Annotated in this window: 19 protein-coding genes; 9 read left to right on the forward strand and 10 right to left on the reverse strand. The window is 44.9% G+C overall.

Features of this window, described 5'->3' with window-relative positions; all coding sequences use genetic code 11:
• Nucleotides 1-5 precede the first annotated feature (5 nt).
• The 7 genes from ileS to carB all read left to right on the forward strand — a co-directional run bounded on the left by ileS (nt 6) and on the right by carB (nt 10,642).
• A complete protein-coding gene (gene ileS, locus ACGF49_RS07580) occupies nt 6-2,819 on the forward strand; it encodes an isoleucine--tRNA ligase (protein ID WP_271866130.1) in 2,814 nt (937 codons plus the stop codon).
• Nucleotides 2,819-3,322, forward strand: a complete 504-nt coding sequence (gene lspA, locus ACGF49_RS07585; protein ID WP_011144971.1) for a signal peptidase II — start codon at nt 2,819-2,821, stop codon at nt 3,320-3,322. The genes ileS and lspA overlap by 1 nt, the downstream gene beginning before the upstream one ends.
• 5 nt (nt 3,323-3,327) lie before the next feature.
• Nucleotides 3,328-3,798, forward strand: a complete 471-nt coding sequence (gene fkpB, locus ACGF49_RS07590; protein WP_113041532.1) for an FKBP-type peptidyl-prolyl cis-trans isomerase — start codon at nt 3,328-3,330, stop codon at nt 3,796-3,798.
• A complete protein-coding gene (gene ispH / locus ACGF49_RS07595; protein ID WP_113041533.1) occupies nt 3,779-4,732 on the forward strand; it encodes a 4-hydroxy-3-methylbut-2-enyl diphosphate reductase in 954 nt (317 codons plus the stop codon). The genes fkpB and ispH overlap by 20 nt, the downstream gene beginning before the upstream one ends.
• Before the next feature lie 250 nt (nt 4,733-4,982).
• Nucleotides 4,983-5,804, forward strand: a complete 822-nt coding sequence (gene dapB, locus ACGF49_RS07600) for a 4-hydroxy-tetrahydrodipicolinate reductase (RefSeq protein ID WP_113041534.1) — start codon at nt 4,983-4,985, stop codon at nt 5,802-5,804.
• A gap of 434 nt (nt 5,805-6,238) precedes the next feature.
• Nucleotides 6,239-7,402 (forward strand): glutamine-hydrolyzing carbamoyl-phosphate synthase small subunit, encoded by a 1,164-nt coding sequence (gene carA / locus ACGF49_RS07605; protein WP_112894956.1) that lies wholly within the window; start codon nt 6,239-6,241, stop codon nt 7,400-7,402.
• A gap of 15 nt (nt 7,403-7,417) precedes the next feature.
• Nucleotides 7,418-10,642, forward strand: a complete 3,225-nt coding sequence (carB, locus tag ACGF49_RS07610; RefSeq protein ID WP_112894955.1) for a carbamoyl-phosphate synthase large subunit — start codon at nt 7,418-7,420, stop codon at nt 10,640-10,642.
• A gap of 41 nt (nt 10,643-10,683) precedes the next feature.
• Here carB and ACGF49_RS07615 read toward each other — a convergent pair whose 3' ends face one another.
• Complete coding sequence (locus ACGF49_RS07615) at nt 10,684-11,298, reverse strand: LysE family translocator (protein WP_113041535.1); 615 nt, start codon at nt 11,296-11,298, stop codon at nt 10,684-10,686.
• Nucleotides 11,299-11,477: 179 nt separating this feature from the next.
• On the opposite strand from ACGF49_RS07615, the gene folA reads away from it, so the two are divergent.
• On the forward strand, nt 11,478-11,963 hold the full coding sequence (gene folA / locus ACGF49_RS07620) for a type 3 dihydrofolate reductase (protein WP_113041536.1): 486 nt from the start codon (nt 11,478-11,480) through the stop codon (nt 11,961-11,963).
• Between the two features lie 43 nt (nt 11,964-12,006).
• On the opposite strand, the gene apaH is transcribed toward folA, so the two are convergent.
• The 7 genes from apaH to ACGF49_RS07655 form a co-directional block, all read right to left on the reverse strand.
• Nucleotides 12,007-12,834 carry a bis(5'-nucleosyl)-tetraphosphatase (symmetrical) ApaH gene (gene apaH, locus ACGF49_RS07625; protein ID WP_112876455.1) on the reverse strand — a complete coding sequence of 276 codons (828 nt, stop codon included), beginning with the start codon at nt 12,832-12,834 and terminating at the stop codon, nt 12,007-12,009.
• Between the two features lie 2 nt (nt 12,835-12,836).
• Nucleotides 12,837-13,214 (reverse strand): Co2+/Mg2+ efflux protein ApaG, encoded by a 378-nt coding sequence (gene apaG / locus ACGF49_RS07630; RefSeq protein ID WP_113041537.1) that lies wholly within the window; start codon nt 13,212-13,214, stop codon nt 12,837-12,839.
• A 12-nt stretch (nt 13,215-13,226) separates the two neighbouring features.
• The gene (rsmA, locus tag ACGF49_RS07635) at nt 13,227-14,045 is read right to left on the reverse strand and encodes a 16S rRNA (adenine(1518)-N(6)/adenine(1519)-N(6))-dimethyltransferase RsmA (RefSeq protein ID WP_113041538.1); all 819 of its coding nucleotides are present in this window, start codon (nt 14,043-14,045) and stop codon (nt 13,227-13,229) included.
• Nucleotides 14,038-15,030, reverse strand: coding sequence for a 4-hydroxythreonine-4-phosphate dehydrogenase PdxA (pdxA, locus tag ACGF49_RS07640; protein ID WP_191214786.1), 993 nt, complete (start codon nt 15,028-15,030; stop codon nt 14,038-14,040). Before pdxA ends, rsmA begins: the two co-directional genes overlap by 8 nt.
• The gene (gene surA, locus ACGF49_RS07645; RefSeq protein WP_113041588.1) at nt 15,017-16,318 is read right to left on the reverse strand and encodes a peptidylprolyl isomerase SurA; all 1,302 of its coding nucleotides are present in this window, start codon (nt 16,316-16,318) and stop codon (nt 15,017-15,019) included. The genes pdxA and surA overlap by 14 nt, the downstream gene beginning before the upstream one ends.
• A gap of 79 nt (nt 16,319-16,397) precedes the next feature.
• Nucleotides 16,398-18,722 carry an LPS assembly protein LptD gene (lptD, locus tag ACGF49_RS07650; protein ID WP_113041540.1) on the reverse strand — a complete coding sequence of 775 codons (2,325 nt, stop codon included), beginning with the start codon at nt 18,720-18,722 and terminating at the stop codon, nt 16,398-16,400.
• Nucleotides 18,723-18,819: 97 nt separating this feature from the next.
• Nucleotides 18,820-18,996, reverse strand: coding sequence for a hypothetical protein (locus ACGF49_RS07655; protein ID WP_158536511.1), 177 nt, complete (start codon nt 18,994-18,996; stop codon nt 18,820-18,822).
• Between the two features lie 35 nt (nt 18,997-19,031).
• On the opposite strand from ACGF49_RS07655, the gene djlA reads away from it, so the two are divergent.
• Entirely contained in the window at nt 19,032-19,853 is an 822-nt protein-coding gene (gene djlA, locus ACGF49_RS07660; RefSeq protein WP_228899890.1) for a co-chaperone DjlA, read from the forward strand.
• 236 nt (nt 19,854-20,089) lie between these two features.
• Here the strand turns inward: djlA and rluA are convergent, their stop codons facing one another.
• Both rluA and rapA read right to left on the reverse strand, forming a co-directional pair.
• On the reverse strand, nt 20,090-20,740 hold the full coding sequence (rluA, locus tag ACGF49_RS07665) for a bifunctional tRNA pseudouridine(32) synthase/23S rRNA pseudouridine(746) synthase RluA (RefSeq protein ID WP_112876462.1): 651 nt from the start codon (nt 20,738-20,740) through the stop codon (nt 20,090-20,092).
• A gap of 96 nt (nt 20,741-20,836) precedes the next feature.
• Nucleotides 20,837-23,749, reverse strand: coding sequence for an RNA polymerase-associated protein RapA (gene rapA / locus ACGF49_RS07670; protein WP_387490403.1), 2,913 nt, complete (start codon nt 23,747-23,749; stop codon nt 20,837-20,839).
• Nucleotides 23,750-23,841 lie beyond the last annotated feature (92 nt).

Consider the following 23,841-nt stretch of genomic DNA (forward strand, 5'->3'; position numbering starts at 1 on the left):
ATCGAATGAGTGACTATAAAAACACCCTGAATCTGCCAGAAACAGGGTTTCCAATGCGCGGAGATTTAGCAAAGCGCGAACCAGATATGTTAAAACGTTGGTACAAAGATGAGTTGTATCAGGTAATTCGTAAAGCAAAAGCCGGTAAAAAAACATTTATTCTGCATGACGGCCCTCCTTATGCGAATGGCAGTATTCATATTGGTCACTCAGTCAATAAGATTCTCAAAGATATTATTATTAAATCCAAAGGAATGGCGGGATATGATTCGCCATATATCCCTGGTTGGGATTGCCACGGTTTACCCATTGAGCTTAAGGTTGAGCAGATTATTGGTAAGCCGGGGGAAAAATTTTCCGCCGCTGAATTTCGTGCCGAGTGCCGCAAATATGCCAAAGAGCAAATCGAAGGTCAGAAGAAAGACTTTATCCGTCTGGGCATATTAGGTGATTGGGAACGGCCATATTTGACTATGGATTTTAAGACCGAAGCTGACATTATTCGCGCATTGAGCCGTATTATCGCTAATGGTCATTTGTTGAAAGGTGCCAAGCCTGTTCACTGGTGTACCGATTGCCGTTCATCACTGGCCGAAGCTGAAGTTGAGTATTACGACAAAATTTCGCCATCGATTGACGTGCGTTTTAATGCGGTTAATGCAGCTGCCGTTTGTGAGAAATTTGGTGTGCAGGCACCAGATCAACCGGTCTCTTTGGTTATCTGGACAACCACGCCGTGGACGTTGCCGGCTAACCGAGCGATCGCTTTGCATGCTGAATTTAGCTATCAATTAGTACAGATTGAGGGTGAATGCCTGATCCTGGCTGCTGATTTGGTAGAAAGTGTGATGCAGCGTGCGGGTATAACCTCGTGGGCAGTGCTAGGGAATTGTGCGGGTGCTGCGTTGGAGTTATTGCGCTTTAAACATCCATTTATGGGTTTTGATTCACCGGTTGTACTGGGTGATCACGTGACTTTGGATGCGGGTACCGGTGCTGTGCATACGGCACCAGGTCACGGCCCGGACGACTTTGTTCTCGGTCAGAAATATGATTTGGAAGTTGCAAATCCGGTTGGACCTAATGGTTGTTATCTACCCGGTACTTATCCTTCTCTGGATGGCATGTTTGTCTTTAAGGCGAATGATATTGTGCTGAATATCCTGAGTGAAAACAATGCATTGTTGCATTTGGAAAAATTACAGCATAGTTACCCCTGCTGCTGGCGTCACAAGACACCTATCATTTTCCGTGCCACGCCGCAGTGGTTTGTCAGCATGGATCAAAATGGTCTGCGTAAACAATCGTTGCAAGAGATCAAAGGGGTTCAGTGGATACCGGGTTGGGGTCAGGCCCGTATTGAGGCAATGGTTGAAAACCGTCCTGACTGGTGTATTTCACGTCAACGTACTTGGGGTACGCCGATGTCTCTTTTTGTCCATAAAGAGACGGAAGAGCTTCATCCACGTACTATCGAATTGATGGAAGAAGTTGCAAAACGTGTTGAAGTTGACGGTATTCAGGCGTGGTGGGATCTGGAGCCAGCCGAACTGTTAGGTGATGATGCGGCTAACTATGTCAAAATTTTTGATACGTTGGATGTCTGGTTCGATTCGGGATCAACCCACGCATCGGTGGTTGATGCTCGCCCTGAATTCCAAGGTAATGCTGCGGATATCTATCTTGAAGGCTCAGATCAGCACCGTGGCTGGTTTATGTCTTCCCTGATGATCTCAACGGCAATAAAAGGTAAAGCACCTTACCGTCAGGTGTTAACGCATGGTTTCACTGTGGATGGTCAGGGCCGTAAGATGTCTAAATCTATCGGTAATACCATCAGTCCGCAGGATGTCATGGATAAATTAGGGGCAGATATTCTGCGTCTATGGGTTGCTTCTACCGATTACACCGGTGAAATTGCGGTATCCGATGAGATCTTGAAACGCTCTGCTGATGCATATCGTCGTATCCGTAACACGGCGCGTTTCCTGCTGGCAAACCTGAATGGTTTCGATCCTGAACAGCATAGGGTTAAACCAGAAGAGATGGCTGTGTTGGATCGTTGGGCTGTGGGGCGTGCTCAAGCGGCGCAGGCGGACATTACCAAATGTTACGATAGATATGATTTCCACACCGTTGTTCAACGTATGATGCAATTCTGTTCGGTGGAGATGGGATCGTTCTATCTCGATATCATTAAAGACCGTCAATACACCGCTAAGAGCGATAGTTTGGCTCGTCGCAGTTGTCAGACTGCGCTGTATCATATTGCGGAAGCATTGGTTCGCTGGATGGCACCTATCCTCTCCTTTACTGCTGATGAAGTTTGGAATGAGTTGCCTGGCAAACGTGCTCAATATGTATTTACCGAAGAGTGGTACGACGGTTTGTTTGGTCTGGCCGCAGGCGAACCAATGAATGATGTTTTCTGGGCTGATTTGTTGGCTGTGCGTGGTGAGGTTAACAAAGTGCTGGAGCAGGCACGTGCAGACAAACATATCCGTAGTTCACTGGAAGCCGCAGTGACGCTGTACGCCGATAATGAATTGGCGGACAAACTGAATAGCCTCGGAGATGAATTGCGTTTTGTTCTGCTAACATCTCAGGTTGTTGTTGCAGATTATGAGCAGGCTGGTGAAGATGCGCAACAAAGCGAAATCGGTAGTCTGAAAATTGCTTTCTGCAAAGCGGATGGCGAAAAATGTCCTCGTTGCTGGCATTACGCTAAAGATGTGGGATTGGTGGCGGAACAAGCAGAACTTTGTGGCCGCTGTGTAACTAATGTTGCCGGTAACGGCGAAGAGCGTAAGTTTGCCTGATGAATAAACCCATTTGCTCCACCGGCCTTCGCTGGCTTTGGTTAGTTGTTGTGGTATTGATTTTGGATCTGGGTAGTAAGCAGCTAGTGTTGCAACACTTTCATCTGTATGAATCCGTTCCATTGATACCTTATTTTAATCTGACTTATGCCCAGAATTTTGGGGCGGCTTTCAGTTTCCTTGCAGAGAAAGATGGTTGGCAGCGTTGGTTCTTTGCATTCATTGCCGTTGCTATTTCAGTTGTACTGATGGTGATGATGTATCGTGCCAGTGCAAAGAAGAAACTGAGTAATATCGCTTATGCCCTGATTATTGGTGGAGCATTGGGTAATCTGTTTGACCGGTTGGTTCATGGTTTTGTCATCGATTTTATTGATTTTTATGTCGGTGATTGGCACTTTCCAACTTTTAATATCGCTGATATGGCGATATGCATCGGGGCTGGATTGGTTATCATTGATAGCTTTCTAAGCCCGGATGAAAAGACCATCAAAGTGGGATAAGTAATATGTCAAACCAGGTGCAGGCGAATAGTGCAGTTTTACTGCACTTCACTTTAAAACTGCAAGATGGCTCTATTGTCGATTCCACTCACACTCAGGGCAAACCTGCATTATTTCGTTTAGGTGATGGAACCCTTTCTTCACCTTTGGAACAGCAGCTTACTGGGCTAAAAGACGGAGATAAACATACCTTTACTCTGGCTGGTGAGAATGTATTTGGTAAACCAAATCCTGATCTGATCCAATATTTTACTCCGCGTGATTTTGCTGAAACGGGTATTCCTGAAATTGGCACTATAATGTTATTTACGGCAATGAATGGCAGTGAAATGCCGGGCATAGTCAAAGCCGTAACAGAAGAATCTGTGACTGTTGATTTCAATCACCCGTTAGCTGAGCAGAACGTCACGTTTGAAATTGAAGTGTTGGAAATTGATCCACGATTGGAGGAAAACCATGCAGATATTGCTGGCTAACCCCCGCGGTTTTTGTGCCGGTGTTGACCGTGCTATCAGTATTGTAGAGCGCGCACTGGAATTATATGGTGCGCCGATCTACGTTCGTCATGAAGTTGTGCATAACCGTTATGTTGTAGATAACCTGCGCAAGCGGGGTGCTATCTTTATTGAAGAAATTTCAGAAGTACCGGATGATGCGATTCTGATTTTTTCGGCACATGGTGTTTCACAGGCTATTCGTGCTGAAGCGCGTTCTCGCAATTTGACAATGTTGTTCGATGCGACTTGTCCTCTAGTGACTAAAGTCCATATGGAGGTAGCAAGAGCCAGCCGCAAGGGCAAAGAAGCTATTCTGATTGGTCACGCTGGACATCCCGAAGTTGAAGGTACAATGGGTCAGTACAACAATGCGGAAGGTGGAATGTATCTGGTTGAATCTCCGGAAGATGTATGGAACTTGAAAGTCAAAGATGAAGACAACATATGTTTTATGACTCAAACCACATTATCTGTTGATGATACTTCAGAAGTGATTGATGCACTTAATGCACGATTCCCAAACATCGTTGGTCCCCGTAAAGATGATATCTGCTATGCGACGACTAACCGCCAGGAAGCGGTACGGGATCTGGCGTCTGACGCCGATGTTGTCTTGGTTGTGGGTTCGAAGAATTCATCTAACTCTAATCGCCTTGCTGAGTTAGCTCAGCGGGTTGGTAAACCTGCTTACCTGATAGATTCCGCTGAGGATATTAAAGAAGAGTGGATTACCGGCATCTCTTTGGTTGGCGTAACTGCGGGCGCTTCGGCACCGGATATTTTAGTTCAGCAAGTTATTGAACGCCTGAAATATCTTGGTGCTGATTCCGTCCAAGAATTACACGGTAGAGAAGAAAATATTGTATTTGAAGTGCCAAAAGAGTTACGTGTTGAAGTTAAAGAAATTAGCTAAATTATCAATATATACCCTATGGATTTCAAGATGGATCGCGACGGCAAGGGAGTGAATCCCCGGGAGCATAGATAACGATGTGACCGGGGTGAGCGAGTGCAGCCAACAAAGAGGCAACTTGAAAGATGACGGGTATAAATAAGGATAAAGTATTGCAAATATTCTTTATTTAAAACATTTTATTTAAAACATTCATCTGACTGATCATTGTGTTAAATCAGGAAAAGGACTAACTTCATAGTGAGGGCTTATGGCTGATACAGATATTCGTGTTGCGATTGTTGGCGCTGGTGGGCGTATGGGACGTCAGTTGATTCAGGCCATATATCAAATAGATGGTGTTGCTCTTGGTGCAGCTTTGGAACGCTCCGGTTCTTCTCTGATTGGCGCAGATGCCGGAGAGTTGGCGGGTATTGGTCATACCGGTGTGACTGTTTGTGATGACCTGAAAAGTATCGTTGATGATTTTGATATCCTTATCGATTTTACCCGCCCGGAAGGAACGTTGACTCATCTTGAAATTTGTCGCCAGAACGGTAAAGCGATAGTGATCGGTACAACTGGCTTTGATGAGGCGGGTAAACAGGCAATTAAAGAGGCTTCTGCTGATATCCCGATTGTATTTGCCGCGAATTTCAGTGTTGGTGTAAATCTGGTGCTTAAATTATTGGAAAAAGCAGCGAAAGTGATGGGCGAGTATAGTGATATCGAAATTATTGAAGCACATCACCGCCATAAAGTGGATGCACCATCAGGAACAGCTTTAGCAATGGGGGAGTCCATTGCTCATGCTTTGGGGCGGGATCTTAAAGCGTGTGCTGTCTATGCCCGTGAAGGTTATACCGGTGAACGTGATCCGAAAAGTATTGGTTTTGCGACTATCCGTGCCGGGGATATCGTGGGTGAGCATACCGCTATGTTTGCAGATATTGGGGAGAGAGTAGAGATAACTCATAAGGCTTCCAGTCGGATGACGTTTGCAAATGGCGCGGTAAAGGCTGCTCTATGGCTAAGTGGTAAAAATAGTGGCCTTTTTGATATGAAAGATGTACTAAATCTCGATTTACTTTAAAAAGCTATTTTTGTAACTTATTGATATCGCATAATTAAATATTTTATTGTGCGATTTTTAATTTCTTTGTTTAATCCTATTGTTTTTTGGTTTATTTCTTCTATTTTTGTCTTATTTATAACCTTAATTTTCTGCTTTCTTCTCCTTTTTGTGATTATTTTCAACTTTTCATCTGAAAATCAAATCTTCTATGCTAATTACCATTTTATAAATTAACTTTATTGCTATTTTCAGTCTTATTTCATTGGTCTGTCTGGCGAAGTGTGCAAAAAAATAAGAAAAGTAACATTTTTTGTAGACAACTCTCCCTCTCATCATTAGAATGCGCGCAATTTGCCAAAATTTTGCCTAAAAAGCAGCTTTTGCATTGATTTTGAGGAATAAATCTGAATTAATATGCACTAATTGCGAGTAATTATTCTTTGGAGGGTGTTTTGATTAAGTCAGCTATATTGGTTCTGGAAGATGGAACCCAATTCCACGGTCGTGCCATAGGTGCGGAAGGGGCGGCAGTTGGGGAAGTGGTTTTCAATACCTCGATGACCGGATATCAAGAAATTCTCACAGACCCTTCCTATTCCCGCCAAATTGTCACTCTTACTTATCCCCATATTGGTAATGTCGGTGTTAACTCAGTCGATAAAGAATCACTAAAAGTACAAGCCCAAGGGCTAGTGATTCGTGATCTACCACTGTTGACCAGTAACTTCCGCTGCGAAGAAACGCTTTCCGATTACCTTAAACGTCATAATATTGTTGCGATAGCAGATATCGATACCCGTAAACTGACGCGTTTGTTAAGAGAAAAGGGTTCACTGAATGGTTGTATTATAGCAGGTAAACAGATTGACGCTCAGGTTGCACTGGAAAAAGCACAAGCGTTTCCGGGGCTGGAGGGGATGGATTTAGCAAAAGAGGTGACAACTAAACAGATTTATCCGTGGTTACAGGGGAGCTGGAAGCTGGCGGGGGGATTACCGGAAGATAAGCAAGAACAGGATCTGCCTTATCATGTTGTTGCTTATGACTTTGGTGCAAAACGTAATATCTTGCGAATGCTGGTGGATCGTGGCTGCCGCCTGACAGTTGTTCCTGCCCAGACATCGGCGGAAGATGTACTGAAACTGAATCCGGATGGTATTTTCTTGTCCAATGGGCCAGGAGATCCGGCGCCTTGTGGTTATGCAATCGACGCAATCAAAACCCTGCTTGAGACAGAAATTCCGATTTTTGGTATCTGTCTTGGACACCAATTGTTGGCGTTAGCCAGTGGCGCTGAAACGATGAAAATGAAATTCGGCCATCATGGTGGTAACCATCCGGTGAAAGATCTTGAATGTAATGTTGTAATGATTACTGCACAAAACCACGGCTTTGCCGTGGATGAAAAATCACTGCCGTCAAATTTGCGCGTTACTCATAAATCTCTGTTTGATGGCACGTTGCAAGGGATTCATCATACCGATAAACCTGCATTTAGCTTCCAGGGGCACCCAGAAGCTAGCCCCGGTCCACATGAGACTGCATCGTTATTTGATCACTTTATTGAACTCATTGAGCAGTATTGTCAGAAAAATAATCGTCATAACACCAAGTAATCAGGAGAAAATAAAATGGCAAAACGTACTGATATTAAAAGTATCCTGATCCTGGGAGCTGGTCCAATTGTTATTGGTCAGGCTTGTGAATTCGACTACTCAGGAGCACAAGCTTGTAAAGCGTTACGGGAAGAAGGTTATCGTGTCGTTCTGGTGAACTCGAACCCTGCTACTATTATGACTGATCCAGAAATGGCCGATGCCACTTACATTGAGCCGATCCACTGGGAAGTGGTACGTAAAATCATTGAAAAAGAGCGTCCCGATGCGATTCTGCCAACAATGGGCGGACAAACTGCACTCAACTGTGCGCTAGAACTAGAGCGTCAGGGAGTACTGGAAGAGTTTGGCGTTACCATGATTGGCGCTACCGCAGATGCGATTGACAAAGCGGAAGATCGCCGCCGTTTCGATATAGCAATGAAAAAGATTGGCTTGGAAACTCCGCGTTCTGGTATCGCTCATTCAATGGAAGAAGCGCTGGCAGTTGCTGATCAAGTCGGTTTTCCTTGTATTATCCGTCCTTCCTTTACTATGGGCGGAAGCGGTGGTGGTATTGCCTATAACCGCGAAGAATTCGAGGAAATTTGTGAGCGTGGCCTGGATCTTTCACCAACCAACGAACTCTTGATTGATGAATCTCTGATTGGTTGGAAAGAGTATGAAATGGAAGTTGTGCGGGATAAAAACGATAACTGCATTATCGTCTGCTCTATTGAAAACTTTGATGCAATGGGGATTCACACCGGTGATTCCATCACGGTCGCCCCGGCGCAAACGCTGACGGATAAAGAGTATCAAATCATGCGTAACGCTTCGATGGCGGTATTGCGTGAAATCGGTGTAGAAACTGGGGGATCTAACGTACAGTTTGCGGTGAACCCAAAAAATGGCCGTTTAGTTATCATCGAAATGAATCCACGCGTTTCTCGCTCTTCTGCGCTGGCTTCGAAAGCGACAGGTTTCCCGATCGCTAAAATTGCCGCTAAATTGGCTGTGGGCTATACCCTTGATGAATTGATGAATGATATCACTGGTGGTCGCACGCCAGCTTCCTTTGAACCTTCTATCGACTACGTAGTGACTAAAGTTCCTCGCTTTAATTTCGAGAAATTTGCTGGAGCCAATGATCGTCTGACAACCCAGATGAAATCTGTTGGTGAGGTGATGGCGATTGGTCGCACTCAGCAAGAATCTCTGCAAAAAGCATTGCGTGGTTTGGAAGTGGGGGCAACCGGTTTTGACCCGAAAGTCAGTTTAGATGATCCAGAAGCATTGACTAAAATTCGTCGCGAATTAAAAGATGCAGGTGCTGAGCGTATCTGGTATATCGCGGATGCTTTCCGTGCGGGTATGTCTGTTGATGGTGTTTTTAACCTGACTGATATTGATCGCTGGTTCTTAGTGCAAATTGAAGAACTCGTGCGATTGGAAGAGCAAGTAGCAGAGCAGGGCATTAACAGCTTGACGGCCGACTTCCTGCGCCATCTGAAGCGTAAAGGTTTTGCTGATGCACGTTTGGCGAAACTGGTCGGTGTGGCCGAAAAAGAGATCCGCAAACTGCGCCACAAATATAATCTGTATCCGGTTTACAAGCGAGTTGATACCTGTGCGGCAGAATTTGCCACTGATACTGCATACATGTATTCCACTTATGAAGATGAGTGTGAGGCTAATCCGAATAGTGACAAGCCAAAAATCATGGTATTGGGTGGTGGCCCTAATCGTATTGGGCAGGGGATTGAATTCGACTATTGTTGTGTTCATGCGGCCTTGGCACTGCGTGAAGATGGGTATGAAACCATCATGGTGAACTGTAACCCGGAAACCGTTTCAACAGATTACGATACTTCGGACCGTCTCTATTTCGAACCGGTGACTTTGGAAGATGTTCTTGAGATTGTGCGTGTTGAGCAGCCAAAAGGGGTGATTGTTCAATATGGTGGGCAGACTCCGCTGAAATTAGCTCGTGAACTGGAAATTGCCGGTGTTCCCATTATTGGTACCAGCCCGGATGCGATTGATCGTGCGGAAGACCGTGAACGTTTCAAACAGGCGGTAAATCGCCTCGGCCTGAAACAACCCGAAAATGCCACAGTGACCACGATAGAACGGGCAGTTGAGAAGGCAAATATTCTGGGTTATCCGTTGGTGGTTCGTCCATCCTATGTTTTGGGTGGCCGTGCGATGGAAATCGTATATGACGAAGTTGACCTACGTCGTTACTTCCAGACGGCGGTCAATGTCTCTAATGATGCCCCAGTATTGCTTGATTGTTTCCTTGATGATGCAGTAGAAGTGGATGTTGACGCTATCTGTGATGGTGAGCGTGTATTAATCGGCGGCATTATGGAACATATTGAACAGGCCGGTGTGCATTCCGGCGACTCAGCTTGTTCACTGCCTGCTTACACCCTAAGTCAGGAAATCCAGGATGTCATGCGTCAGCAGGTAGAAGAACTGGCGTTTGAATTGGGTGTACGTGGCTTGATGAATGTCCAGTTTGCTGTCAAGAATGACGAAGTTTATCTGATTGAAGTCAATCCGCGTGCGGCTCGTACTGTGCCATTTGTTTCTAAAGCGACCGGTTTACCACTGGCGAAAGTTGCGGCTCGTGTGATGGTTGGTCAATCTCTGGTTGAGCAAGATGCAACTCAGGAGATCATTCCACCATACTATTCAGTGAAAGAAGTTGTATTGCCTTTCAACAAATTCCCTGGTGTGGATCCGATTCTTGGGCCTGAAATGCGGTCAACTGGAGAAGTGATGGGGGTTGGGCGTACATTTGCCGAAGCTTTCTCAAAGGCACTATTGGGATGTAACGCCAGAATGCCGCAAAATGGTAGAGCACTTTTGTCCGTGCGTGAAGGTGATAAAGGCCGGGTTGTGGATTTGGCCGCTAAGTTGCTGAAACAGGGCTTTGAACTGGATGCGACTCACGGTACTGCGGTTGTGCTAGGTGAAGCGGGGATTAACCCTCGTCTGGTGAATAAAGTTCACGAAGGGCGTCCGCATATTCAGGATAGAACCAAAAATGGTGAATATAGCTATATTGTAAACACGACTGCGGGTCGTCAGGCGATTGAGGATTCCAAACTTATTCGCCGTAGTGCACTGCAATATAAAGTGCATTATGACACCACATTAAATGGTGGATTTGCTACAACAATGGCACTGAGTGCCGATCCAACTGAGCAGGTGATTTCTGTACAGGAAATGCATGCGATGATTAATAGTTAGTCTCTGACCAGACCCCAGCAGTGGCTGGGGTTATGATTTATTTATCCCAGTGCCACTTTGACACCTAAACCAATCAAAACAATGCCAAGTAGTTTATCGATGATCTTCTGAGCCTTAGCTAATCTGCGGCGTACCGGTGTGCTTTGGATCAATATGACTAACAGTGGCCAATAGATGACCGACAATCCCCAGATAATAGAGGCATACCACAATTTTTCGTTAACACCAGAATTGATATTTAGCAACTGAGTAAATATTGCCAGGAAGAATAACGTTGCTTTGGGATTGAGCAAATTACATAAAAACCCCTGCATAAACGCTTTTTTGAAAGTGATAATCTGTCGTGGCTGATTGTCTAGGAGAATGCTATTGCCTCCGCGAGAAAGCAAGCTATTGATCCCGATCCAAATAAGATAAGCCGCTCCGGCATATTTCATCAGATTAAATAGCCACGGCGTTGTGGTGATAACAATAGCCAACCCGGCGACACAGTAAGCCATATGACAAGTGATAGCGGCGATTAAGCCCGCAACTGTTATCATGGCGGCAGAACGTTGATAACGTATGGCATTTTTGACTACCAGAAAGAAATCGGGGCCGGGAGAGAGCATACCCAACGTTGAGATAATGATGACGACTAGTGATGTTTCCAGCATAATGTACCCTATGGTTAATATTAGCTTTGTTATTATTTTGATCAATAAATGTCTTAAGTAATAAACCAAGTATAAATTAATCTTTTGTACTTAAGAAAGCGTTGAGCCTATCGACTGGGTACATCCCTTTCCGTATAGTGTCATCAATTTTTATACTATTTGCCTATTAAGGTGGCTTAATGAATATCAGCTTGATCGCTGCTTTAGCTATGGATCGGGTTATCGGCATGGAGAATAAAATGCCGTGGAATCTACCGGGGGATCTAGCCTGGTTTAAACGTAATACATTGAATAAACCCGTTATTATGGGGAGGGTGACTTATGAATCCATAGGTCGCCCGTTACCCGGCCGACTCAATATTGTATTGAGTAGTCAGCTGGGTAATGACGAGCGTGTAACTTGGGTCAGTTCAGTTGATGAAGCACTGGCTGTAGCAGGTGATGCAGAAGAGGTTATGGTCATGGGTGGTGGTAAAGTTTATGGCCAATTTATTTCACGAGCGAGTCGTATGTACCTGACTCACATCGATGCAGAAGTGATAGGTGATACACATTTTCCTGACTATGAACCGGATGAATGGGATTCTGTATTTACTGAGTACCATGATGCCGATGAATTAAATTCTCACAGCTACTGTTTTGAGATTTTGCAACGTCGTCTCTAATTGATAGAACACGCCGATGAGCTTTTTTCACGGCGTGTCTGGCTTAATGCTGTTTTACTGCCGGTAACGATGATTGTGTAAAATATTGCTTATCTTCCCAACGCAACATCGTCAGTTGTCCTCCCCAACAACAGCCTGTATCTAATGCATAAAACCTTTCGGGTGTTCCCTGGCCTTCCAATGATGCCCAGTGACCAAAAACGATGGCATACTCTGATGGGATCTGACGTTCCAGTTCAAACCAAGGTCTTAGCGGCGCAGGCGCGTTTTCGGGCTTATCTTTGCACAACATGTCTAACTGACCATTTGGAAAACAGTAACGCATACGTGTCAATGCATTAGTACTGAAACGTAAACGTGCCAGCCCAGAGAGTTCTGGTGACCAGTTGTTTGGCATATCCCCATACATGGAATTGAGAAACAGAGGGTAACAGCTACTGTTGAGCATGGTTTCAACTTCGCTGGCACACATTTTGGCTGTTTCCAAATCCCATTGAGGCGTAATACCGGCATGTGTCATGAGCAGTTTTAGATCATCATCGAACTGTAGTAATGGTTGTTTACGTAGCCAATTAATTAATTCATCGGCATCTGGTGCAGATAGTAACGTATCAATTTTATCTTTAGGTTTATTACGGCTGATCCCGGCATAAACGCCCAATAAATGGAGATCGTGATTACCTAATACCATTCTTACGGCTGAACCTAACTGTTTAACATATCGGAGAACTTTAAGAGAGTTTGGGCCTCGGGCAACTAAATCCCCTGTTAACCACAATGTATCCTTTTTAGGATCAAAATTAGCATTCGTTAATAAAGCACGTAATTCACGGTAGCAGCCATGAATATCACCAATGAGATATGTAGACATAATCAATTAATTAGCGTTGGGATAGCCAGACGGAAAACCGGAATGGCAACGCGAAATGGTTCGCCATTGTGGTCAACCATTTCATAATGGCCTTCCATAGTACCCAAGGGTGTTTCCAATATCGCGCCGCTGGTGTAACGGTATTCGGTACCTGGCTGGATTATGGGTTGCTCACCAACAACACCTTCCCCTTGAACTTCCGTTTGATGGCTATCGCTATTGGTAATCAGCCAGTAACGATTAATTAACTGAACCAGTTCACGCCCAAGATTTCGAATAGTAATTGTATAGGCAAAAACGAAACGCTGTTGATCGGGACACGATTGGCTTTCTACATAAACACTTTGTACCTGAATAGAAACCCTGGGCGTATTAATCATAATTGACTCCTGTTATGACTGCATTTCAGGTTGTTCTGATAGCCAGTTTGCCATTTTACAGTACTGCTCAACAGAAATATTCTCTGCACGAGTGCTTGGATCGATACCAAGTTCTGTTAGCTGCTCTACAGTAAAAAGATCACCGAGGCTGTTACGGATAGTTTTACGCCGTTGGTTGAAAGCTTGAGTCGTGATCCGGCTCAGCATACGAATATTTTTGACGGGGTGAGGTATGCTTTTGTGCGGTATCAGACGTACAACGGCTGAATCGATTTTAGGTGCGGGAGTAAACGCGGTTGGCGGTACTTCCAGCACAGGGATAACCTGACAATAATATTGGGCCATGACACTCAAACGCCCGAAAGCTTTACTTCCGGGGCCAGATACCAGACGGTTTACCACCTCTTTTTGTAACATAAAATGCATATCATCAATAGCATCAGTATAGCTGAAAAGGTGGAACATTAACGGCGTGGAAATATTATAAGGTAAATTACCAAAGACGCGTAGCGGCTTCCCTCTTTGCTGAGACAATTCGCCAAAATTAACCGTCATGGCGTCTTGCTGGATGATGGTCAGTTTATCTTTTAATTGTGGATGAACTTGTAGACGTGCGGCTAAATCGCGGTCGAGTTCAACCACGGTCATTTTATCCATACGTTCGCCGACCGGTTCTGTCAATGCACCAAGACCGGGGCCAATTTCTAACACTGCTTGGCCGGGTTGTGGATTGATAGCGGCAACAATACTATCAATGACAAATTGATCGGTTAAGAAGTTCTGCCCGAAACGTTTACGGGCAAAGTGCCCTTGGTGGACTCTGTTATTCATTACTGTTTTGTATCATTTTAATTGCTAAATTTAATGCGGTGATAAAGCTTCCCACATCAGCTTGACCTGTCCCGGCCAGTTCCAGTGCTGTGCCATGATCGACCGAAGTCCGGATGAACGGCAGGCCCAATGTAATATTCACTGCTCTGCCAAAACCTTGGTATTTTAACACGGGTAATCCCTGGTCGTGATACATCGAGAGTACGGCGTCTGCATGTTGAAGATATTTAGGTTGAAACAAAGTATCTGCCGGTAAAGGGCCTTCCAGCACGATGCCTTCTGCTCTCAGACTGGCTAACGCAGGAATAATAACATCAATCTCTTCCCGTCCCATATGGCCGCCTTCTCCCGCATGAGGATTCAGACCGCAAACATAAATACAGGGTTTTGCCAGGCCAAACTTTGTTTTTAAGTCATGGTTAAGAATAGTAATCACTTCTCGCAGACTATCGAAAGTGATGGACTTTGGTACATCAACAATGGGTAGATGCGTGGTTGCTAGGGCAACCCGAAGTTCTTCTGTCGCAAGCATCATGACGACTCGTTGGCATCCGCTGCGGTCGGCAAAGAATTCAGTATGGCCGATAAAAGGCACGCCGGCATCATTGATATTCCCTTTATGAACTGGCCCTGTGACTAATGCTGAAAATTCCCCGTTTAAACAACCGTCACAAGCTTGTGCCAGTGTTTCGGTGACATATCTACCGTTTTCTTGATTCAATTCGCCAGCGATTGCGGGTACATGAAGAGGAACTGGCAGTATTGTCAACGTCCCGGCAGCCTGTGGTTCGGGGGTTTTGTCAGCAGAATATTCTTGTAGTTGCAAAGGTAAATTAAGTTGTCTGGCTCTGTCGAGAAGCAGGTTGGGGTCTGCGCAAGCGACCAATTGCATTGGCCAACTTTGTTGAGCAAGAGCCACTGTTAAATCAGGCCCAATCCCGGCAGGCTCGCCGGGGGTAATAACAATCGGTTTATTGTTGTGCATCGCTGCCATCTAAAATTTTCACATAAGCTGAGGCGCGTTGTTCCTGCATCCAGCTTTGTGCTTCTTCGGTGAATTTACGGTTGAACAACATACGGTAAGCACGATCTTTCTGAGCGACATCTGTTTTATCAACTTTGTGAGTGTCCAGCAGTTGGATCAGATGCCAACCAAAAGATGAGTGAACTGGCTGGCTGATTTCACCTTTGTTCAGTCGCATTAATGCGTCACGGAAAGCAGGATCGTAGATATCAGGGGTAGTCCAGCCGAGATCACCACCACGCAGGGCGGAGCCTGGATCATCTGAAAACTCTTTGGCGGCATCGGCAAAATCAGTTTTTCCACTGCGAATATCACTGGCGATTTGCTGCAACTTGGTACGCGCTTGATCATCGGTCATGACAGGAGAAGTTCTTAATAGAATATGGCGGGCATGAACTTCAGTGACGGCGATGGTTGGATTACCGCCACGGATGTCATTAACTTTGAGAATATGGAAGCCAACACCGGAACGAATTGGGCCAACAACGGCACCTTTCTGAGCTAATTGCAGTTGTTCAGCAAACAGAGTTGGTAACTCCTGAAGCCTACTCCAACCCATATTACCGCCTTTCAGCGCTTGTGGATCGGCAGAATAGGCGATAGCCAATTTACCGAAATCAACACCATGTTTAAGTTCAGACATAATTTTCTGCACTACCGTCATGGCTTTTTCCATTTGTGCCTGATCAGGATTTTCTGGCAATGGGATCAGAATGTGACTGATATTCAGTTCAGTATCGTTAGTATTCTGGCTGCTAATTTGTTTAACTAAGGCATCGATCTCTTGAGGCAAAATGGTGACACGACGGCGGACTTCATTATTGCGCACTTCTGCTATCAGCATCTCTTTACGGATCTGATCACGGTAAGTATCGAAACTCATTCCGTCAGCAGCAATGCGATGTTTCATTTGATCCACTGTGATGTGGTTCTGGGCTGCAATATTGGCAATTGTAGAATCCAATGCTTGATCAGGAATGGTGATCCCCATCTGTTTTGCCATTTGTAGCAGGATATTATCTATAATCAGACGCTCAAGGATCTGATGACGTAGCGTTTGTTCATCTGGTATTTGCTGGCCAGCATGTTGCGCATCCAGTTTGACAGATTGTAAGCGGTTATTGATGTCGCTCTCCAGTACCACCCCGTTATTAACGACTGCAGCAATTTTATCCATTTGCTGAGGCGCAGCTAAGGCAGTACTCACTGAAAACATCAATCCGAAAATGAGAGTTCTCCAGTTCTTCATACTTTTCCCATCATATGTAGGTTCCGCAATAGCGGATTTATCATGTTTAATATCAAAATGAAATCCATAGGGTATAGCATCAGAATGCACGTTGGTATGGCATGATGCCAGACTGCAACATTTTTTTGCTACCCAAACTATGATTGTTACTTAAGCCACGAAGTTCAAAGTTAAATGACCATTTGTTGTCATATTCGCTATTGTTGTCTTTCCAACCAACGATCTTACGTTCATAGCCAACGTTAATTGCCCAGCAACAAGTGTTGTACTGCAAACCCACTAACTGACTTGCTGGTTGCTGTTCTTTAGTATCGTAATAGTAAGCACCTACTAAACCCCAGCGATCACTTAACGGCCAACTTGCAACCAGACCAACTTGAGAAATCCCTTGCTGGAAAGCCGGAGCACTCTTAGCTGTAGCTTGGATATAATCTCTGTCAACAAAACGATAGTTCAACTGTACAAGTCGGTCTTCATCACGGCGATATTCTAGTACTGCATTTCCCATCGTTACGCTACTCAGGCGAGTATCGTACTGCATACCCCCTTTCAAGCCCCAGGAATCATTAATTTTCCAGTAAGTATCACCTGCCCAGGTCATCATGCCGGTACTATCTTTACTGTTGATGATGGTTTCTTTACCGGTGCGTGGACGTTCAAAGTAATAGATTTGACCTAATGACAGGTTAAAACGTTCAACCAAACCTTCATCATAAATACGGGTAGTGAGACCGGTAGTCACTTGATTGGCCGATGAAATACGGTCCAGGCCACCATAAAAGCGGTCACGGAACAGGCCGCTGTAGTCAGTTTGCAGTAAAGATGAGTCGAAGTTATTGATATTATCTTGGTCTTTGTATGGCACATACAGATACTGAACCTGCGGTTCTAGCGTTTGGGTGTAATTGTTGTTCAGATACGTTGAACGCTCAAATACCATTTTGGCTTCGCTTTTGAACTGTGGCAGAACCCGGTTAACAGATTCTTTATATTCAGCATTCTCGGTAGCTTTGGGAATATCCTGCTGATAGTGAGTCGCCATCAGCTTAACTTCATTATTCATACTGGCCCAGCCATTGGAGAGTGGCAGGTTAATGGAGGGTTCCAGATGCCAGCGGGTTGCTTCCGGGTTATTTTTACCTACACTGGTAAATTTCGCCGCCTGACCATAAACTTTAAGGTCAAATGGCCCCAGATCGTTTTTGTAATAATTCAAATCTAACTGAGGTTCTGCTCTGTAAGCTTTTCTACTGGTATCTTTAGAAAAAATTTGGAACTGTTTAGTTGATAGCGTGGCATTCCAGTTTTGTTGAGCATAGCCCAGACTGAATTTTTGTGTGGCATAGCCATCGGTGGTGGAACCATATTGAGAGCTGAAATCAGAAAAATATTCGGGATCACTGACTTTGGTATAGTCGATATTAAAACGCCATACCCTATCCATCACACCACTGTGTCTCCAATAAAATAACCAGCGATTATCACTTTCTCTGGCGGTACGTGTGTTTGCCTTTTTGTCTTTGACATACTGTTCGTCGTTATTCAGCCAGTCGAGAGCAAGGGTTCCTGTGCCTGCTTTGGTCAAGTAACGGAATTCATTATCCAGTTTTAAACCACGTTTACTGATATAGTGCGGTGTAATCGTGGCATCATAATTTGGTGCAATATTCCAATAATAAGGCAGCAGAAATTCAAAGCCGTCATTTTTGGAATAGCTGGCGTTAGGAATAAGAAAACCGGAACGGCGTTTATTACCGATCGGTAATTGAAGATACGGACTGTAAAATACGGGAACGTTAGCCACTCTGAAACGGGCATTCCATATTTCTGCCACTTCTTCTTCGCGATCAAGAATGACTTCGGAGCCGACAACGCTCCAGCTATTATTACCCGGCAGGCAGGAAGTAAAAGTACCGTTATCCAGAATGGCATAACGGTTTTCACCACGCAGTTTCATTTTGTCTGCGGTGCCGCGTCCTTGACGCCCGACCATCTGATAATCACCTTGATACATATCGGTATCTTTATTATTTAAATTAGACCAAGCGCGTGGACCTTTCAGAATAATCAGGGGATCATCATAATGGACATTGCCCGTTGCAGTTACGGTTCTTAACGGAACTTTATCTTCTGTTTGATCAAGTTGTACCTGATCGGCGGTCAGGGTTTTATTACCCTGTTTAATATTAACATTACCGATAAATTTAGCAGAACGCGGATAACCTGCGCGTGAATCATCTGCCAGAATATTGATAGGAAGTTGATTTAAATCGCCATTAATGATTGGCTGATCATAAACAGGTATCCCCAGCATACACTGCGCTGCGAGATCAGCATGTGCATGCTGACCATAAAGTGCGGCCCATACCGTTGTGGCCAGCAAAGTTGGATAACATTTCTTCATAGATATTTATGCGGTTCCGTCATCAGTGGCATTATGCCGGGCAAACCTCAAGAGACTAGCGTACTCGATGAATATACGCCAGTGTAAAGTCATACCTTTACTTATACCCGTCATCTTTCAAGTTGCCTCTTTGTTGGCTGCACTCACTCACCCCGGTCACATAGTTACCTATGCTCCCGGGGATTCGCTCCTTTGCCGTCGCGATGCATCTTGAAATCCATAGGGTATATCTTGCCGTTAGGCACAGAGCTGAATGAATAGTATGATAATGCAAAACTACACTCAGAGCATTGGTGAATTGAGGAGTATATGCATTATTGGGGAAAATTGCTTGGGCTGATCTTTGGTGTTGTGTCTGGAGCAGGCTTCTGGGGTATTGTCATTGGCCTATTTATTGGCCATATGCTTGATAGGGCCAGTGTACGGAGAAACCAAGGTTTTTTTGCAAATAATCAGTCTCGCCAACTGCTATTTTTCAGCAGTACTTTTCAGGTGATGGGCCATATTACTAAATCAAAAGGGCGGGTGACTGAAACAGATATCCGGCTTGCGAGCCAGTTAATGGAACGAATGCAACTTCACGGGCAAGCTAGGATTGCAGCACAGCAGGCTTTTCGTGAAGGTAAAGAGTCTAATTTTCCTTTGCGTGAGACACTAAGACAATTGCGTCGTGCCTGTTTTGGCCGGTCTGACTTAATTCGCATGTTTTTGGAGATCCAGTTACAGGCGGCATTTTCTGATGGTCAATTGCATCCGAACGAGAGGACGGTGCTGTTTATTATTGCTGATGAACTTGGGATCTCTCGTAACCAATTCGAACAATTCCTTGCCATGATGGAAGGTGGCCGCAATTTCGGTGATGGAGGAGAGTGGCAGCAACGGCAGTATGGCGATTATCAGAAGGCTGCGCAGGGGCCAACACTCGCGGACGCCTGTAAGGTGTTGGGGGTGCGTGAAAAGGATGATGCGACGACAATTAAACGTGCCTATCGTAGATTGATGAGTGAACACCATCCGGATAAGCTGGTAGCAAAAGGTTTACCACCGGAAATGATGGAGATTGCTAAACAAAAGGCCCAGTCAATTCAGGCTGCCTATGATCTCATTAAAAAAGAGAAGGGTTTTAAATAACCCATTTTTTATTTTTAAAAACATGTCACTAAATGTATAGGGGAATAATATCCCCTACGGCTGTTGAGTTTATTTTTTATTCCTCTAAAATATTAGAATATTTTATGTTTTATTTTGTTTTAACTTAGAGAGGAATGCAAAAAATGGCAAATATCCGTGTTCTTTTGGCTTGCTGTGGCTTGGCCTTGTGTCTGATATTGGCTTCATTGGATTCGGTTACCGTATTTGTCTATTAATTAAAAATCGGCTTTACACTGAAAATGCATTGGCGTTCCATAGACCGGATGTGTGATATATAATTCTTGTGCATGTAATTGCAGGCGAGGTGCCATTGCTCTTGCCTGCTGATGAGCGTAAAACCGGTCTCCCAAAATAGGGTGTTCAAGTGCTAGCATATGCACCCTGAGCTGATGTGAACGACCCGTTATCGGTGAGAGTTTTATGCGAGTTGCCTCATCTTCGTAAGCGAGTACTTCGTATTCAGTCTGGGCTGATTTCCCGGTTTCAAAACACACTTTCTGCTTTGGCCGGTTCGGCCAGTCACAAATCAGCGGTAAATCGACAAGACCCGTTTCTGGTTCCAGACGTCCCCAAACCCGCGCAATATAGGTTTTTTCCGGTTCTCGTTCACGGAACTGACGTTTCAGTTCACGCTCTGCATCTTTGGTCAGTGCAACTACCATTACGCCGCTGGTTGCCATATCCAGCCGATGAACAGATTCTGCCGCTGGAAACTGTTGTTGTATCCGCGTCATAATGCTGTCTTTATGTTCTTCTGCCCGACCGGGAACAGAAAGTAGCCCACTGGGTTTATTGACCACAATGATATATTGATCCTGATAGAGCACATGTAACCAAGGATCGGTAGGAGGATTATAAGCTTCCATTAAGGCTCCGGTAGCTGAATATCAGGGGAGGCGCGGGAATAGGGTTCTTAGTAAAGGTTACCCTATCCCGGACCAGCCTCCAGGTATTGCTAATATTTACTGGTGTGTAACGACAACAAGGCGAATAGCATCCAGACGCCAACTTGCCTGATTTAAGTTAAGCAGTGACTGTTGGCGATTGGTTTCAATGGATTCCAATTCATCATCACGAATATTTGGATTGACCGCCTTCAATGCTTCCAAACGGGAAAGTTCAGCAGCAAGATTTTCATCTGCTTCCTGTTTTGCTTGTTCAATCAATGATTTTGCCTGAGTTTCTACTAAACCTTCGGCCTGTTGCAAAATAGCGTGAACTTCTTTTTGTACCGCATTGACCAGTTTACTTGCAGTATGACGATTCACTGCATTAAGCTGGCGGTTAAAGCTTTCAAACTCCACTTGACCCGCCAGATTATTGCCTTTTAGGTCCATCAGTATCCGCAATGGCGTTGGTGGAAGGAAGCGGGTCAATTGCAGGCGTTTAGGGGCTTGTGCTTCAACTACATAGATCAGCTCTACCAGCAGAGTTCCAACAGGTAATGCTTTATTTTTCAAAAGGGATACCGCACAGCTACCTGTATCACCGGAAAGGATCAGATCCAACCCATTACGGATAATTGGGTGCTCCCAACTGATAAACTGGGCATCTTCACGGGACAGTGACTGTTCACGATCAAAAGTGATAGTACAACCATCTTTTGGTAATCCAGGAAAATCTGGGACCAGCATATGATCGGATGGTGTCAGTACTATCATATTGTCATTGCGATCTTCCTGATTGATACCAACGATATCAAATAGATTGAGAGAGAAGTTCACCAAATCAGTATCATTGTCATACTCTGAAATTTTTTCTGCCAGCCGCAAACCATGCTCGCCGCCATTGGAGTTCATTTCCAGCAGCCGGTCACGGCCTTGCTCCAGTTGCTGTTTGAGTTGCTCATGTTGCTGACGGCACTGATCAATAAATTCACCAAATTTTTCCTGCTCCTGGTTATTGGGTTTGGCAAGATAGTTCAGCAGAGTTTCATAATAGTGATCGTAAATAGTACGACCCGTTGGGCAGGTATGCTCGAATGCATCCAAACCTTCGTGATACCAGCGAATCAGGACTGCTTGGGCGGTATTTTCCAGATAAGGCACACTAATTTGGATATCACGGCTTTGGCCGATACGATCCAGACGTCCGATACGTTGTTCTAGTAAATCCGGATTGAATGGTAAATCGAACATCACTAATTGGTTGGCGAATTGGAAGTTGCGGCCTTCTGAGCCAATTTCGGAGCATAGTAATACTTGAGCTCCTTCTTCTTCGGAAGCAAAATAGGCTGCGGCGCGATCACGTTCAATCAGTGATAGACCTTCATGGAAAACAGCACCACGAATCCCTTCTCGCTCACGTAGTACCTGTTCCAATTGCAGAGCGGTGGTTGCTTTCGCACAAATTACCAGCACTTTTTCATGGCGATTTGCCATCAGAAAACCGAGTAGCCATTCTACGCGGGGATCAAAGTTCCACCAGGTAGCGTTTTCGCCTTCAAACTCTTGATAAATTTGTTCTGGGTAGAGCATATCCCATGCGCGTGCTTCCAGCGATTTTTTAGCGCCCATAATATCGGAGACTTTAATGGCGGTCTGATATTGGGATGGCAGAGGCAACTTTATCTGGTGCAATTCCCGATGGGGGAAGCCTTTCACACCATTACGGGTATTACGGAACAGAATACGACTGGTGCCGTGGCGATCCATCAGCATGGAAATCAGTTCACGTCGTGCAGTTTCACTTTCATCGCTATTACTATTGGCGGCTTTCAACAGAGGCTCAATATCCTGCTCACTAATCAACTCACCCATTAGGTTTAATTGATTATTATTAAGTTGTTCACCTGATAACAGCAGTGTGACAGCATCGGCAACTGGACGATATTTTTGTTGTTCGTCGATAAAAGTCTGATAATCGTGGAAACGGTTTGGATCAAGTAGGCGTAGACGGGCAAAATGACTTTCCTGTCCTAGCTGCTCTGGTGTTGCAGTCAATAGCAGTACACTTGGGATCTGTTCAGCTAATTGTTCGACAACCTGATATTCACGGCTAGGTGTATCCTCGCTCCAGGCCAGATGGTGAGCTTCGTCCACCACCATCAAATCCCAGCTGGCTTCAAGCATATGCTCAAAACGCTGTTTATTACGGCGGGCAAAATCCAGTGAACAGAGTACCAATTGTTCTGTTTCAAATGGATTGTCACTGTCGTGCCGTGCTTCGATATAGCGGCTATCGTCAAACAGGGCAAAGCGCAGATTGAAACGGCGCAGCATTTCTACCAACCATTGATGTTGAAGGCTATCCGGCACAATCACCAGAACACGTTCAGCACGACCGGCCAGCAATTGCTGGTGGATGATCATCCCGGCTTCGATGGTTTTACCCAAACCGACTTCATCGGCCAATAGAACTCTTGGTGCGTAGCGCTTGCCGACTTCATTTGCGATGTGAAGTTGATGAGGGATCAAGCTTGCGCGGATACCCCGCAAACCACTTTCAGCCAGTTTAAATTGTTCGCTTTGGTATTTACGGGCGCGAAAACGTAAGGCAAAGCGGTCCATACGGTCAATCTGACCAGCAAACAGGCGATCCTGTGGTTTGTTGAAGGTAAGTTTACTGTCAAGGAACACTTCGCGCAGACTGATATTTTCTTCCAGAGTATCAAGTCGTGTGCCTGTATAAATCAGCAGGCCATTTTCTTGTTGGATTTCATCTACTTTGAGTTGCCAGCCTTCATGGCTGGTGACAACATCCCCCGAGTTAAACATAACACGGGTAATAGGAGAATCATTGCGTGCATAGAGGCGGTTTTCACCGCTGGCAGGAAAGAGCAAAGTGACCATTCGTGCGTCCAGTGCAACAACGGTTCCTAATCCAAGTTCGCTTTCTGTATCGCTGATCCAGCGTTGACCGAGGGTAAATGGCATAAATTTTAACTCAGTTTCTGTTAGATAATGTTATTCATAGGTGGAGGACGACAGCTTTTTATTTGATCTAACGGAGATAATGGGTAGACAAC

The sequence above is a fragment of the Photorhabdus sp. RM96S genome (assembly GCF_042879335.1).
GTDB lineage: Bacteria > Pseudomonadota > Gammaproteobacteria > Enterobacterales > Enterobacteriaceae > Photorhabdus > Photorhabdus kayaii.